10 protein-coding genes and 2 rRNA genes (1 of these 12 only partly in view) are annotated in these 15,299 nt (G+C 51.6%); 3 read left to right on the top strand and 9 right to left on the bottom strand.

The window, feature by feature from the left end; all coding sequences use genetic code 11:
- Position 1: 1 nt before the first annotated feature.
- From JJE36_03460 to JJE36_03440, 5 genes are all read right to left on the bottom strand, one after another.
- A complete protein-coding gene (locus JJE36_03460) occupies positions 2–826 on the bottom strand; it encodes a transporter substrate-binding domain-containing protein (GenBank protein ID MBK5211355.1) in 825 nt (274 codons plus the stop codon).
- 279 nt (positions 827–1,105) lie between these two features.
- Positions 1,106–1,816: a ComF family protein gene (locus JJE36_03455; protein ID MBK5211354.1), complete on the bottom strand. Its 711-nt coding sequence runs from the start codon at positions 1,814–1,816 to the stop codon at positions 1,106–1,108.
- 117 nt (positions 1,817–1,933) lie between these two features.
- On the bottom strand, positions 1,934–3,364 hold the full coding sequence (cls, locus tag JJE36_03450; protein ID MBK5211353.1) for a cardiolipin synthase: 1,431 nt from the start codon (positions 3,362–3,364) through the stop codon (positions 1,934–1,936).
- 13 nt (positions 3,365–3,377) lie between these two features.
- A complete protein-coding gene (uvrB, locus tag JJE36_03445) occupies positions 3,378–5,468 on the bottom strand; it encodes an excinuclease ABC subunit UvrB (protein MBK5211352.1) in 2,091 nt (696 codons plus the stop codon).
- The gene (locus JJE36_03440) at positions 5,465–6,085 is read right to left on the bottom strand and encodes a dephospho-CoA kinase (GenBank protein ID MBK5211351.1); all 621 of its coding nucleotides are present in this window, start codon (positions 6,083–6,085) and stop codon (positions 5,465–5,467) included. Before JJE36_03440 ends, uvrB begins: the two co-directional genes overlap by 4 nt.
- A 110-nt stretch (positions 6,086–6,195) precedes the next feature.
- Between JJE36_03440 and JJE36_03435 the strand changes: the two genes are divergently transcribed.
- Genes JJE36_03435 through JJE36_03425 form a run of 3 tightly spaced genes read left to right on the top strand, consistent with a single transcriptional unit; the run spans position 6,196 to position 10,413 of the window.
- A complete protein-coding gene (locus tag JJE36_03435) occupies positions 6,196–6,738 on the top strand; it encodes a MarR family transcriptional regulator (protein ID MBK5211350.1) in 543 nt (180 codons plus the stop codon).
- Entirely contained in the window at positions 6,731–8,503 is a 1,773-nt protein-coding gene (locus JJE36_03430; protein MBK5211349.1) for an ABC transporter ATP-binding protein, read from the top strand. Before JJE36_03435 ends, JJE36_03430 begins: the two co-directional genes overlap by 8 nt.
- A gap of 59 nt (positions 8,504–8,562) precedes the next feature.
- On the top strand, positions 8,563–10,413 hold the full coding sequence (locus JJE36_03425; GenBank protein ID MBK5211348.1) for an ABC transporter ATP-binding protein: 1,851 nt from the start codon (positions 8,563–8,565) through the stop codon (positions 10,411–10,413).
- A gap of 216 nt (positions 10,414–10,629) precedes the next feature.
- Here the strand turns inward: JJE36_03425 and rpsA are convergent, their stop codons facing one another.
- The 4 genes from rpsA to JJE36_03405 all read right to left on the bottom strand — a co-directional run.
- The gene (gene rpsA, locus JJE36_03420; GenBank protein ID MBK5211347.1) at positions 10,630–12,036 is read right to left on the bottom strand and encodes a 30S ribosomal protein S1; all 1,407 of its coding nucleotides are present in this window, start codon (positions 12,034–12,036) and stop codon (positions 10,630–10,632) included.
- A 346-nt stretch (positions 12,037–12,382) separates the two neighbouring features.
- Complete coding sequence (locus JJE36_03415; GenBank protein MBK5211346.1) at positions 12,383–12,613, bottom strand: NifU family protein; 231 nt, start codon at positions 12,611–12,613, stop codon at positions 12,383–12,385.
- A 246-nt stretch (positions 12,614–12,859) separates the two neighbouring features.
- Positions 12,860–12,975, bottom strand: a 5S ribosomal RNA gene (rrf, locus tag JJE36_03410).
- 110 nt (positions 12,976–13,085) lie between these two features.
- Positions 13,086–15,299, bottom strand: a 23S ribosomal RNA gene (locus JJE36_03405) (it continues 789 nt past the right edge of the window).

Raw genomic sequence — 15,299 nt, 5'->3', positions numbered from 1 at the left:
CCTATTTGTTCGAAGATAACGCCTGCGTCGACGTCGAAATCCATTTCCGATTCATCGAGTCGATTATCGATTTATCGGTTGCGTTGGCGAGCAGTGTCGAAATCGCGGAGCCGAGTTCGGTCTGGGCGGGCGCAACAGCGACACCGAACTTTTTCTCACCGTCGAGGAACCCGGCGAATGAGATTTTCGAGCCGCCTGCAATCGCATACTTACCGACGAGCGAATCCATCGCTCCCAACGAAACACTTCCCGACGCGACAGCCGCTATGAGCTCTTTTGTCGTGGAAAACGTTTTGACACCGCTCTCTCCGAGCGCATCGACCAAATACCAATAGGAAATCGAATTTTTTTGAACTCCTATGGGCAAGTTCTTGCGAAAATCTTTGGCCGACGATTCGGCATTCAAAGCATTATCGCTTGCAGTGAAAAAACCGGGGCCGCTTGTATAATAGGGTCCCACGAGAAGCGCATCACCGGTATCCATATCGGCAGAAAGCACGACATCGACGGTGCCGTTTGCAAGCGCAGTTGCAACCTTGTCGGGCGCCACTTGAACATACTCGGGATAGAGGCCGAGTTTTTGACTGATCAAATCGGCCACTTCGGCATCGAAACCGACGACGGCATCACCTTGTTTGACGGCATAAGGGGCGACACCGAAGTTCACCCCGACTTTCAAGACACCATTTTCAATGATTGCAGGTGACTTGATTTTGGCGGTTCGAAGAGTCTTCGTCTCCTGTTTTTTGCATCCGACGAGCGCGCCCGAAGCAAAAACGCAGAGACAAAGTGCACCGATGACGGCACGCTTCTTGTTCAAATGCATGTTTCCCTTTCCTAAGGTCAAAGCTAGCTTTTGCGGCTGACCTGGTATTTGACCCCACACTCGCATACGGGAGCTTTTGCTTGAGACGATCTCACTACTTGCTCTCTCGACGGATTGCTCCGACGGTACGACTTACCCCTAAGATGCGCCATGCTCAATCATTCCCATTCGGGCAACGAAATTACGTGGATCCTTTTGACCGCATCTGCCTTGGACTAAGATAGCCGCGCATTTTGCGCAGTATCCGCAACCACAGACCCGCAAAAGCAAGTTTCAATTCTACCATGTACGCGCCACCGCCGCGATGCGCACTTCACGTGCGCCTCCCTCAAGCAACACATTTGCCACGCTATTCGCCGTCGCTCCCGTAGTTATCACATCATCCACCAGCAGCATATGGGGAGCAATCGGTTGACCCGACAAAGAATAGGTGTCAGATGTCAGTTCACGACGTTCATTGCGCGTGTGTCCGCGAAGTTCATACTCCTGCTTTCGCACGACGACACCGACTGCGGGAACTCCGAGGCATCCGGCGACCCCTTCGGCAAGCGATTTGCCATGATCGAAACCACGCCTCTGCAATGCTTTTTTCGATGGAGCGACCCACGTCACACAATCCGTCCATGAGTCAAATTCGACACGTACCCTCATTCCCAGCATCAAGCCGAGGTACGCCCCAAGCCTTTGCTCATTCGAATCCTTATGCAACACCACCGCGCGAGCAAGCGTGTCGCTCAATTCTCCGAGAACAACCGTTTGCGTAAAGGAAAAATCACTGTCCCAGCACTCCGTGCAAACGATCTTTCCATACGGAGCTCCGCACCGGGGGCACGCATATTGAGACAGATACTCACTGAGCTTTTTTAAGCATTTGTCACACATCAACGTGCCATATGCATCACACCCGGCGCATCGTGTCGGTGCAAGCAACTCCCCGACCGCATCTTCGAACATGGCTTTATATTCATGTAGCAACTGCAGATGAGACATGGCACTCCTTTGAGAATGCCATGTTCACATGAAGCGATAATCGGATACTGAAAAAAGCCTATTATGCATCTTAACAATCACGAAGCGATTGTATTGTGGTACCGACGGGACGGTTATTCAAAGAAGTTTCGAGCCGAGACGCGCAGCCGAGTTTCTGAAAGTTTCGAAGAAACGCATATCTTCGATGTCTTTGATTGTGATCTCTCTGCATTCCTTTTTATCTTCGGCAAAAATTCTTTCGTACTGCGCCGATATTTCCCGATCATAAAACCAAACTGAAAGTTCTTTATGCAAATCAAGAGAGCGCACATCGAGATTCATCGTTCCTATCGAACAGGCTTCGCCATCGACGACGATTGCCTTTGAATGGAAGAATCCCTTTTCGTAAAGAAAGACGCGTGCACCTGAATGCAGAAGTTTCTCGAAATAGGAAAACGCAGCATACCAGGCCATTTTCTTATCGGGAACTCCGGTGATCATCAGCTCTACTTTCACACCGGCCAGAGCGGCGTTGATAAGGGCCGTCTCTATGGCATCGGTGGGAACGTAATAAGGTGACTGGACGAGCACCGACGTATTCGCCGTGCTGATGGCGACTTCATAAGAACGCGCAACTGCGTGCCAATAGTCTTCGACACCGTGCGCAACGACTTGCGCCAGCACATTCCCGTTACCGACGAGGTTGACGGGAAAAAACCTATCGTTGTAAATCGTCTCGCCGACGCCATCAAACCACCGCTGTGCGAACAAATCTTGGAGCTCAAGTACACAAGGGCCGCGGAAGCGTATGCCGGTATCACGAAAGTAATCATACTTTTTCGCACCGTCGATATACTCCTGCCCGATGTTAAAACCGCCCGTATGTGCCAAAACCCCATCGATTACCGTTATTTTTCGATGATTCCGATAGTTCGCCTTGGCGATTGCCGTCACATCCTGGTGCACTTGAGCACCGGCCTTGCGGAGTCTGTTCAATCCCTTTTTTTTGTACGTGAGGCAACCGATAAAATCATTGAGAATCCTCACCTCGACTCCGTTTTTCAATCTATCGAGAAGGATATCGACGATTTTGTCGGTCAATTCGTCTTCCATCCAGATGAAATACATCATATTGATAGTGTCTTTCGCCTTCGACAAGTCATCGAGGAGCGCAGGGAAATACACCGTGCCATGGGGAAATATCTCCACATCCCGTACAAAAAGAGGAGGGACTCCCCTTTGATTGAAAATCGAGTTCTGCACCTCTCGTGACATCACCGAATCAATCCCCGCGCCGTCAGAAGAGACCTCGGGCGCATCGATTTCCCGAATCGACTTCATAAAAGGCCTACGAATCCCCTCGCGAGCTCGGAACCACTTGCTCTTGCGTGTGATGTGCTTCCAATCGCGACCGAAAAAAAAGTAGAGAACAAGGCCTGCGCCGGGCAGCAGGCAGAGAATCAATATCCACGCAAGCGTCGTTGTCGGTTCTCGATTCTCGCCGATGAGAACCAATACCACGGCGATCCAGTATATCCACATGACGACTATGAAAGTGTTATAAACCATAGAGTCCCTCTGCTTACTTCCGGCGCTTGTGTCCATAAGAACTGCCTTTGCGAGCGCTGCTTTTGAGCTTACCCAAAACGTCTTCCTTACCAATTCCTTCGATTTCCGTTCTCAGTTTCAACACCTGATCGCGGATACGCGCAGCCGTCTCGAAATCAAGCTTCTCGGCGGCAAGCGTCATCTCCTCTTCCATCGCGGAAACTATCGAAAGCGCACGCCCTTTCCCGAGTGCGGCCAGTTCTGCGGCCGCATCGACGACGGCGTCGCCATTCGGCTCTTCGCCGCTTCCGATGAATGAAGATATATCCGAAATTGCTTTTCGGATCGTCTCCGGTTTGATGCCGTGTTCTTCATTATAGGCAGTCTGAATCTCCCTACGACGATTCGTCTCCTCGATTGCGATCTTCATCGAGTCGGTCATTCTATCGGCATACATTAATACTTTTCCCGAAACATTACGTGCCGCTCGGCCGGTTGTCTGAATCAACGAGCGATGGTTACGCAAAAAACCTTCTTTATCGGCATCCAAAATTGCGACCAGTGAAACTTCGGGAAGATCAAGACCCTCGCGGAGGAGATTGATACCCACAACCACATCGATGACGCCTTGACGCAGTTCCCTTAAAATATCCACGCGCTCGAGCGTCCCGATGTCGCCGTGGAGGTAACGCACCTTCACCCCATGCTCACAGAGGTAGTCGGTGAGGTCTTCCGACATCTTTTTCGTGAGGGTCGTCACGAGAACTCGATCACCGGATTGCACACGCTCATGGATTTCATTGAGAAGATCATCGATTTGTCCCTTGCTGGTTCGAACTTCTATTTCCGGATCGATGAGACCGGTCGGGCGAATAATTTGCTCGACGACTTTTTGTGAAATATCGAGTTCGTAGTCACCCGGAGTCGCAGATACGTAAACGGTTTGCTTCACCTTCTGATTGAACTCATCGAAGCGCAAAGGACGGTTATCCAACGCCGAAGGCAGTCGGAACCCATGCTCCACGAGTGTGATTTTTCGAGACCGGTCCCCCTCATGCATGCCCCGAATTTGGGGGACCGTCACATGACTTTCATCGATGATACAAATGAAGTCATCGGGAAAATAGTCGATCAACGTATTGGACGGCTCGCCGGGTTTACGACCGTCGAGATGACGGGAGTAGTTCTCAATACCCGCACAAGAACCGATTGTCTCAAGCATTTCGAGATCGTATTGCGTTCGCATTTGCAATCGCTGCTCTTCCAGCAGTTTTCCTTGAGAATGGAACTCCGCCAAGCGCTGATCGAGCTCGGCTTGAATAGTCACAATAGCTTTATCCAACTTCGCGTGCTCGGTCACATAGTGCGAAGCAGGCCATATCGGGAGCCAGTGAAACGTATTGAGCTCTTCGCCGGTGATGTTGTCGACCTCGGCGATACGCTCGATATCGTCGCCGAAAAGCTCGATTCTGATCGGATGATCCGCATACGGAGGAAACACATCGATGACATCGCCTCTCACACGAAAATTTCCGCGCTCGACCGCATAGTCGTTACGGTCGTATTGGATGTCGATGAGATCGGAGATCAACGTATCCCGATCGTACTTCACATCGTCATCGAGCAACACCGCCATACCCGCATAATCTTCCGGCGAACCGATTCCGTATATACACGACACGCTCGCTACCACCACGACATCGCGGCGTGAAAGAAGCGACGCCGTGGCGGCATGGCGCAACTTTTCCACCTCCGCATTTATCGAGGAATCTTTCTCAATGAAGGTATCCGTCGAAGGAACGTACGCCTCGGGCTGGTAATAATCATAGTAGGACACAAAATAGACGACGGCGGCTTCAGGTAAGAATTCCTTGAGTTCGGAAGCAAGCTGGGCGGCCAGCGTCTTATTGGGAGCCATGACCAATGTCGGGCGCTGCACTTCCTCGATCAGTTTCGCCATAGTGAAAGTTTTCCCCGAACCGGTGACGCCGAGCAGCGTTTGGTAACGCAACTTGTCGCGAATCCCTTTAGCCAAACCGGCAATCGCCTTGGGCTGATCGCCGGAAGGCTCGAAGGGGGAAACGACTCTGATGGGTCTGTTCGATATGGGGCGCGGAGTTTTCATCGCGCCTCTCTTTCAATGATTTTCTCAAGCGAGGATACGAGGTCATCACGAGTGCCGTCATTGATCACCACATAATCCCCCGTGTACTCTCCTTTTGAATGCTGAAGCCGGTCTCGCCTCATAACATCCTCGGGGAAAAGACTCGTTTTACGATTCACCCGAAGCTCTCGTCGACTCTGCAAAACGATGACTTTAGAAGTCGCGAAAATGTCTTTGAACGTATCGTATCCGAAGAGCGCATTTACGGGGAATGGACATTCTATGACGAGAATACCCTCAGGGTCGGACTTCAAGAAATCGTTCCTCATCTTCAAAAGACGTTCCCCGATTTTTTCATGAGTGCACTCGTTGAGTATTTCCGTATTTTCAGGTGAAGAAAACGCAACCGCCGCCAACGCCGAACGATCGATCTCACCTTCAGGCGACAATATTCTCGTTCCGAAAGCATCGACAAGTCCGCGTATAACGGATGTATCATCGGCGAGAACTTCGTGCCCGATTGCATCGAGCACGACGAGTTTCGACGTAATCCCCTTTCGGGAGAGCACATCAAGGATTATGTTGCCGGCGCTTGTTTTACCTGCGCCTATGGGGCCGGAAAGAATGAGTGTATCCATACATGAATTGTACCCTTACCGACATCTCTGTGAATTTTTCTCCATAACTTTCTTTTTGAAACAGTTGCTAAATGAAACAATTTCATTTAGCATACATACAAGGAGGAAACATGACAGACCAACAAAAAAATATAAATCCGAAAATCGAGGAACTGGCCGATAACCTCCACATCATTTTGCCGGCGCTGAACAGGGTCATGCACCAGCAATGGCATACAACCGGACGGGGGCAGAAGGACATCTATCTCCTTCTCGCGCTTTCGCACCGTTCAGTCACGCAAGGTGAGCTTCAGGAAAGATTCGACATTCCTGCTCCTTCGCTCTCGAGAGCCATCGACTCGCTCTTTTCGGCCGGGCTGATCGAGCGGACCGTCGACTCCCAGGACCGCAGAAGGCAGATTATTCAGATCACCTCGAAAGGTGAGGAACTGCTCGCCCAACTGCACCAAATTTCGCAAGACGCGCTCATTGATGTGTTCGCCGATGTATCCGAAGAAAAACTTGAAATCATCACCGAGGGCTGTGCCGCCTTGAGCACCGTTGTTTTGGAAAAAATGAACGGAAGGGAACGTTCGCAAGGCTGTTCAGAGACCCATCATCGTACCTCGTCCTCCCACAAACCGCACCACCCGACTGGAGAAGAACTTGACTAAACTCTTGAAAAATTTCAAGCCCTACCTCGGTGTCATCATTGTGATTATATTTCTCACAATAGGCCAAGTCAGGGCTACTCTCGAACTTCCGAATCAGATGTCGGAAATCGTCGATGTCGGAATCGTCCAAAAAGGTATCACCAATCCCGTGACACAAGGCGCCGGCACCGCCGCCACGCAGCTGAGTTACATCCTTAATAAGGGTGCTCTCATGCTTCTCATCACCGTTCTGTATATGATATGCGCCGTCGCTGCAGGCTATCTCGCATCGAAGGTTTCTGCCGGGGTTGCTCGCGATTTACGCGCAAAAGTTTTCTCCCGCGTCGAAGCATTTTCGCTGGCAGATATCGACAAATTCTCGATTGCCTCTCTCATCATCCGTTCGACTAACGATATCGCACAAGTCCAACAGATGTCTTTCATGCTTTTACGCATCGCTTTGATTGCACCGTTTATGGCAATCGGAGCGATTCTCATGACGTTGAAGGCGGATGGACAACTCACGTGGATAATCGGTGTGGCCATCCCGCTGCTGGCGATACTCGTGGGAATCACCGCTCGTTTCGCAATGCCGCTGTTTCGCTCGGTGCAAAAGAAATCGGACCGGCTCAACCAAGTTGCACGAGAGGGTCTTACCGGTGTGCGCGTGATTCGTGCTTTCAACCGTCAAGATCTCCAGCGCGAGCGTTTCAATGCCACTAACACCGAGCTTACAGCTACCACCTTGCGCGTAAACAAACTCATGACCACCATCCTGCCGATCATGATGTTCATAATCCAAGCGGTAAGTGTCGCCATCATCTGGTTCGGCGCAAAGCTCATCGATACGGGCGGGCTTCAAATCGGTAGCCTCATGGCGTTCTTGCAATATGCGATGCAGATACTGACCGCCGTTATGATGCTCTCCATGATTCTCATCATGCTTCCTCGTGCAAGCGTTTCCGCCGAGCGCATCAACGAAGTGCTCGAAACCGATCCCACAATTTTCGACCCGGAGAATCCTCGGATTCCCGGCAACGATGCGAAAGTTGAATTCAAGGACGTTTCCTACGCTTTCAAGGGAGCCGACGAACCGGCGCTCAGCAATATATCGTTTACCGCCACAGCCGGAACCACCACGGCCATCATCGGATCGACCGGTGCGGGAAAATCTACACTCATCAACTTGATCGAGCGTCTCTATCAAGCCACATCGGGCACGATTACCGTCAACGATGTTCCCGTCGGCGACGTCAGCCAAGAAGAGCTCCACAATCGTCTCGGCTACGCACCTCAAACGGCGGTTCTTTTCAGCGGAACGATTGCAGATAACTTACTCATCGGCAATGAAAATGCCACGGAGGAAGACATGTGGACCGCTCTCGAAGTGGCACAAGCGAAGGCTTTCGTCGAAGAACTTCCCGAAAAACTCGATTCGTATGTCTCTCAGGGAGGCAAGAACTTCTCGGGCGGACAAAAGCAGCGTTTGGCGATTGCACGTGCCATCATCCGTAAGCCCGATGTCTACCTATTCGACGACACGTTCTCCGCACTCGACCTGACGACCGATGCGAAATTGCGTGCGGCGCTCGAGCCCATCACGAAAGAAGCCGTCGTCATCATGGTCGCCCAAAGAATTTCCACCATCACCCATGCCGACCAAATCATCGTAATCGATGAGGGACGCATCGCTGGTGTCGGAACACACGAAGAGCTCCTCGCAACAAACGAGGTCTACCAAGAGATCGCGCACTCGCAACTGAGTGAAGAGGAGATGAGTCGATAATGGCAGAAACCAAACCGACTGAAGCAAAAAATAAGCGACAGAAGCGAGTCGCCACCGGCATGGGCGGATCACCGGCCATGACCGCCCTCGGACAAAAAGCCGAAAAAGCCAATGATTTCAAGGGCAGCCTTAAAAGACTTTTCAAAGAAATGCGCCCGGACAGAACCTATCTGCTCATCGCCATCGTATGCGCAGTGATTTCGGTCGCAGCCTCAGTCGCCGGCCCGAAAATCATGGCACTTGCCACCAATAAAATCGGTGAGGGCATAATCCTGCGTGCGAAGGGGATGAACGTCGGAATAGACTTCACGTATATCGGGAAAGTCGTGCTCGTTCTCGTCATCCTCTACATAGCAAGCTCGCTCTTCAACTGGGGCCAGCAAAACTCGACCGTACGACTCACGCAAAACCTCGTATACCGTTTGCGTGCCAAAGTTTCCGACAAGCTCAACATGTTGCCCCTCTCCTATTTCGATAGCAACACCTACGGAGAGACGCTGTCTCGTATCACCATCGACATCGATTTGATATCGAGCAACTCGCAACAGGTGCTATCCCAGCTTCTGACCTCGATTCTGACCATCATCGGAATCATGATCATGATGTTTACCATCAGCCCGATTTTGGCCGTCGTGGCGCTCGTCGCAATTCCCGTGACCATCGGCGCCACGGCGCTGATCGCGCCTAGGTCGCAAAAGTACTTCGGCGCACAGCAAGAAAAGCTCGGCGTTATCAACGGCATCGTCGAGGAAAACTATGCGGCACACTCGATCATCAAGTCGTTCAACCGCGAAAAAGACTCGCTCAAGGTGTTCAACCAAACCAACGATAAGCTCTACGGGGATGCCTATCGCGCGCAATTCACCGCCAGCGTCATGATGCCACTCGTCAACTTCATATCCAACCTCGAGTACATCGTAATCGTCGTCGTTGCGGCACTGCTGTCCGCCGCAGGTAAACTCATGATCGGCGACATCCTCGCCTTCATCCAGTATGTCCAGCAGTTAACACAACCGCTCAGCCAGACCGCACAAATCGCGAACGTAATTCAGGGCACGATCGCTGCTGCTGAACGTGTATTCGATCTTCTCGCAGAAGATGAAGAGGCTCCCGATAAGGCCAATGCCATCGAGGAGCTCGACGATGAAAAAATTCGCGGAGAGATTCTCGGTTCGCACATCGCATTCAGTTACAGTGCGAAGAAGCCGCTCATCACCGACTTGAGCTTCGACGCGAAGCCCGGACAAACCATTGCAATCGTCGGCCCGACCGGTGCCGGTAAGACGACCATCGTCAACTTGCTCATGCGGTTTTATGAGATTCAGGGTGGCGCGATTTCAATCGGTGGCGTGAACACCTCCGACATGACCCGCAGCGCCGTGCGTCAAGAGTTCGGCATGGTGTTGCAGGACACGTGGCTCTTCACCGGAACGATCCGCGACAATATCGCCTACGGTAAAGACGATGCAACCGATGAGGAGATCCACAACGCGGCCATAGTCGCGCTCGCCGATCACTTCATTCACACGCTTCCCAAGGGCTATGACACGATTTTGACCGAAGACGCAGGCAACATATCCGTCGGACAGAGGCAACTCCTCACCATCGCCCGTGCGGTCTTGGCAGATGCTCCCATCCTGATTCTCGATGAGGCGACGAGCTCGGTCGACACCCGCACCGAGCGCATGATCCAAGAGGCGATGAACCGTTTAATGGCGGGACGCACCAGTTTCGTCATCGCCCACCGCCTCTCGACGATCCGTGATGCCGACCTCATCTTGGTCATGAACCACGGCTCGGTCATCGAGTCGGGGAACCACGAAGAGCTTCTCGCTCAAAACGGTTTCTACGCGAACCTATACAATTCGCAGTTTGAAGATCCTCTCGACGATGAGGAGATCATCGCCTAGCGCCCAGTCTCAATCCAGCATCTCGCATAAACCATGATCACAGAGAAACACCCGGCCGAGAGCCGGGTGTTTCTCTGTATACCAGAAAGCTAGTTCTCTAACGCGAAAAACAAGCTATAAAATAATGGCTTTAACGTCAACAACAGCGCTCGGACGCACAATAAAATAAGACCCGCAAAAAAATGCGGGTCTTATTTTATATATGACTACCTAACTCTATGCTTTGGTGGTTTCCTCTGCAGGAACTTCTTCTGCGGGAGCATCTTCTTCAGCGACTTCCTCGGCAGGAACTTCCTCAGCCTCTACGGGTGCCTCGGCACGAGCCTCTTCAGCGACGGCTTCCTCGGCAGGAGCCTCCTCAACAGCGGTTTCCTCTGCAGGAACTTCCTCAGCCTCTACGGGTGCCTCTTCGGCAGTCTCGACGGCTATGGGAACTTCCTCTGCCTCTACCTCAGCAGCAGGAGCCTCATCGGCAGGAACTTCCTCTACCTCGGGCTTGCTGGTAATCTCGATTTCATAACCGAGCTCCTCGGCGGCAGCGCGCATCGAAAGCGAAATACGACGACGATCGGTATCGACGTCCATGACCTTGATCTTTACGGTCTCGCCCACCGAAGTGACCTGGTCGGGAGTCTCTACGTGACCCTTGGCCATTTCGGATATGTGAACAAGTCCCTCGACACCGTTTCCGAGCTCGACGAAGATGCCGAACGGAACAAGTTTGGTAACTTTACCCTCGATAATTGCACTCTCGGGGAAGCTTGAAACAAGTTGCTTCCAAGGATCCTCGGTGGTCTGCTTGAGACCGAGAGAAATGCGCTCACGGTCCATGTCGACCTCGAGAACCTGAACGTTAACCGCATCGCCGACTTTGACAACCTCGGACGGATGGTTGACGTGGCTCCACGAAAGCTCTGAAATGTGAACAAGACCATCGATGCCGCCGAGGTCGACGAATGCACCGAAGTCTACGATTGATGAAATGTGTCCCGGAAGAATCATGCCCTTTTGGAGTTTGCCCAAAAGCGCGCCGCGGTCTTGCTTGCGACCCTCTTCGAGAACTACGCGACGAGACAAAACGACGTTGTTGCGGTTGCGGTCCATCTCGATGACACGAGCCTCGAGCTTCTCGCCCAAGAATGCCTGCAAATCGCGAACGCGTCGCAAGTCGACGAGTGACGCAGGAAGGAATCCGCGAAGGCCAATGTCGATGATGAGACCGCCTTTGACGACCTCGATGACTTCACCTTCGACGATTTCGCCGGACTCGAACATTTTCTCAACATTGCCCCACGCGCGCTCGTACTCCGCACGCTTCTTAGAAAGAATGAGGCGACCATCTTTGTCTTCTTTCTGCAGTACTTGTGCCTCGATTTCATCGCCGTATGACACGAGCTCGGCAGGAGACGCATCCTTGCGAATCGAAAGCTCGCGCACAGGAATGACTCCTTCTGATTTGTAGCCTATATCGAGCAGGACTTCGTCGCGCTCGATTTTTACCACGGTACCGCGGACGAGGTCGCCCTCGTCAAAATCAGTCATAGTACCGTCGATGTATGCATTCATCTCTTCGTCAGAGAGCTGCTCCATCTCAAATGTGGTGCCAAACACTTGGTCGGTCATGTGGACCCCTTTCACGCATCGGGACCCCCTACATGCTTGTCGCCTACAGATTCGTCGTCGAGGTTTACAGTACTTGTTACTTGTCGTCGCCTACTACAGGTTCTTACATTTTCGGGGCCAATAAATACACCTGCCACGGTGAAAAAAACCGCTTTTCGCTCGTCTGTTCGCACAAACGCGTGAAAGCGGAGAAGTTCCCACCCATCTGACAGTGTGAACAGTATAACACGTGAGAAAGAAGATTTGCACTGAAGAACGACCTTTTGACGACAAAAAAAGACGCCGGATAACGATCCGACGTCTTAAACTATTTCAGAATCAAAATAACCGCATGCGCTCGACGTGATTACTGAGGGATAACACCGGTAACCTCGGGGATTGCCTCCTTGAGGATGCACTCGACCTGCGTCGCCAAGGTGAATTGCGACATCGGGCAACCGCGGCAAGCACCCTGGAGCGCAACGATAACCTCGTCTTTGTCGTTGACGTCGATGAACTCGATGTCTCCGCCATCGGCCTGGAGGCGAGGGCGAATCGTCTCGAGTACCTCTTTGACTTTCGCTTTATCAAGAGCCATAACATTCTCCTTAGAATAATTGTGATTAACAGCCGTTAACTTTATCAGAATTAAACAAAACGCGCCACAATAAACGGCAAAAGGTGCCCAAATGAGCACCAAATTCACGTTGTCTGCATAGAAAAAACGAGAGAAATACCCCGGATTTCCAACTAAATATCGCATTCCGAATCTAAACGGAGCCTGATATAAGAAATACTACATTCCCGAATGACGACTGATCAAATAAAAAGAGTCGTCGGTAGTGCTTAGCAACGTCCTGCTCTTCCATCGGCTATACCGACAGTACCATCGGCGCTGGAGGGCTTAACTTCCGAGTTCGGAATGGGATCGGGTGTACCCCCTCCGCAATAATCACTAAGCACTACCGACGACTCTCATAAGTCGATCTTCGTCGGAGTGTAATATTCTCCATGTCAAGCGTACCGGAAGGTACCCTGAATGTCGAATAGCGCAATCAAAATCATGTAATGAAAATAAGACCTCGACCAATTAGTACTGCTCAGCTGAACGTATTGCTACGCTTACACTTGCAGCCTATCAACCTCCTAGTCTAGAAGGGGTCTTACCTAGTTAACCTAGTGGGAAAACTCATCTTAGGATTGGCTTCCCGCTTAGATGCTTTCAGCGGTTATCCATTCCGAACGTAGCTAACCAGCGATGCCTTTGGAAGACAACTGGTGCACCAGAGGTTCGTCCATCCCGGTCCTCTCGTACTAGGGACAGATTCCTTCAATTTTCCTACGCCCACGGTGGATAGGGACCGAACTGTCTCACGACGTTCTAAACCCAGCTCGCGTACCGCTTTAAATGGCGAACAGCCATACCCTTGGGACCTGCTCCAGCCCCAGGATGCGATGAGCCGACATCGAGGTGCCAAACCCTTCCGTCGATGTGGACTCTTGGGAAGGATCAGCCTGTTATCCCCGGAGTACCTTTTATCCGTTGAGCGACGGCCATTCCACTCTGGGCCGCCGGATCACTAGAACCGACTTTCGTCTCTGCTCGACTTGTAGGTCTCGCAGTCAAGCTGGCTTATACTCTTATACTCTACAAACGATTGCCAACCGTTTTGAGCCAACCTTACGTACGCCTCCGTTACATTTTAGGAGGCGACCGCCCCAGTCAAACTACCCACCTGACACGGTCCACTGCCCTGTTTCAAGGCGCAGTGTTAGATCATCAATCTTTCGAGGGTGGTATTCCAAGGGTGACTCCACAGGAACTGGCGTCCCTGCTTCAAAGTCTCCCACCTATCCTCTACACGAAAAATCAATAATCAATGTCAAGCTATAGTAAAGGTTCACGGGGTCTTTCCGTCCTACCGTGGGTAATTCGCATCTTCACGAATAATACAATTTCACCGAGTCTATGGTTGAGACAGTGCCCAAGTCGTTACGCCATTCGTGCAGGTCGGAACTTACCCGACAAGGAATTTCGCTACCTTAGGACCGTTATAGTTACGGCCGCCGTTTACTGGGGCTTAGGTTCAGAGCTTCGCCCGAAGGCTAACCCATCCCCGTAACCTTCCAGCACCGGGCAGGCGTCAGACCCTATACGTCATCTTACGATTTAGCAGAGTCCTGTGTTTTTAGTAAACAGTCGCTTGGGCCAATTCACTGCGGCCACGATCAGCTTATGCCGCAAGGGCAATCACCAACCGAGGCGCTCCTTCTCCCGAAGTTACGGAGCCATTTTGCCGAGTTCCTTAACCATAGTTCTCTCGATCGCCTTGGTATTTTCTACCTATCTACCTGTGTTGGTTTGGGGTACGGGTAGCATTAACACTCCCTAGAAGCTTTTCTCGAAAGCAGAGGATCACCGACTTCGCTCAATCGCTTCGTCTCAGTTCTCAGGCTTAATGAAAGACGGATTTACCTATCTTTCGCCCTACAACCTTTCACGTGGACGTCCAGAACCACGCTCGGCTACCTTTCTCCGTCACTCCATTGGTAATAACGCGTTAATACTAGTACTGGAATATCTACCAGTTGTGCATCGACTACGCCTTGCGGCCTCGCCTTAGCTCCCGACTGACCCTGGGAGGATTAGCCTTGCCCAGGAAACCTTAGATATTCGGCGGAAGTGTTTCTCGCACTTCTCTCGTTACTCATGCCAGGATTCTCACTTCTGTACAGTCCACAGACGGTTTCCCGCCAGCTTCAACCCGGTACAGAATGCTCCCCTACCACTCCACATACGTGAAGTCCGCTGCTTCGGTAATATGCTTAAGCCCCGTGAATTGTCGGCGCATGTCCACTTGACCAGTGAGCTGTTACGCACTCTTTAATTGAATGGCTGCTTCTAAGCCAACATCCTGGTTGTCTGAGCAAACGCACATCCTTTTCCACTTAGCATATATTTTGGGACCTTAGCAGGCGGTCTGGGCTGTTTCCCTTTCGAATACACAGCTTAGCCCACATATTCTGACTGCTGCGCTCTAAAGTACCGGCATTCGGAGTTTGGTTCATTTCGATAAGCGGTGAAGCCCTCTAGACGATCCAGTGCTCTACCACCGGTACAAAACGCGCAACGCTAGCCCTAAAGCTATTTCGGGGAGAACGAGATATCTCCAAGTTTGATTAGCCTTTCACTCCAATCCACAGGTCATCCCCTCCGTTTTCAACCGAAGTGGGTTCGGCCCTCCACGAAGTCTTACCTTCGCTTCAGCCTGCCCATGGATAGA

The organism is Coriobacteriia bacterium (assembly GCA_016649875.1).
Taxonomy (GTDB): Bacteria; Actinomycetota; Coriobacteriia; order WRKU01; family JAENWW01; genus JAENWW01.
This window is presented reverse-complemented; position numbering and strand designations above follow the sequence as displayed.

Excerpts from the sequence above, each read along its gene's own strand:
- rpsA (MBK5211347.1), bottom strand. The coding sequence starts at position 12,036 with ATGACCGACCAAGTGTTTGGCACCACATTTGAGATGGAGCAGCTCTCT.
- cls (MBK5211353.1), bottom strand. The coding sequence starts at position 3,364 with ATGGTTTATAACACTTTCATAGTCGTCATGTGGATATACTGGATCGCC.
- JJE36_03455 (MBK5211354.1), bottom strand. The coding sequence starts at position 1,816 with ATGTCTCATCTGCAGTTGCTACATGAATATAAAGCCATGTTCGAAGAT.
- JJE36_03425 (MBK5211348.1), top strand. The coding sequence starts at position 8,563 with ATGGGCGGATCACCGGCCATGACCGCCCTCGGACAAAAAGCCGAAAAA.
- JJE36_03460 (MBK5211355.1), bottom strand. The coding sequence starts at position 826 with ATGCATTTGAACAAGAAGCGTGCCGTCATCGGTGCACTTTGTCTCTGC.
- JJE36_03440 (MBK5211351.1), bottom strand. The coding sequence starts at position 6,085 with ATGGATACACTCATTCTTTCCGGCCCCATAGGCGCAGGTAAAACAAGC.
- uvrB (MBK5211352.1), bottom strand. The coding sequence starts at position 5,468 with ATGAAAACTCCGCGCCCCATATCGAACAGACCCATCAGAGTCGTTTCC.
- JJE36_03415 (MBK5211346.1), bottom strand. The coding sequence starts at position 12,613 with ATGGCTCTTGATAAAGCGAAAGTCAAAGAGGTACTCGAGACGATTCGC.
- JJE36_03435 (MBK5211350.1), top strand. The coding sequence starts at position 6,196 with ATGACAGACCAACAAAAAAATATAAATCCGAAAATCGAGGAACTGGCC.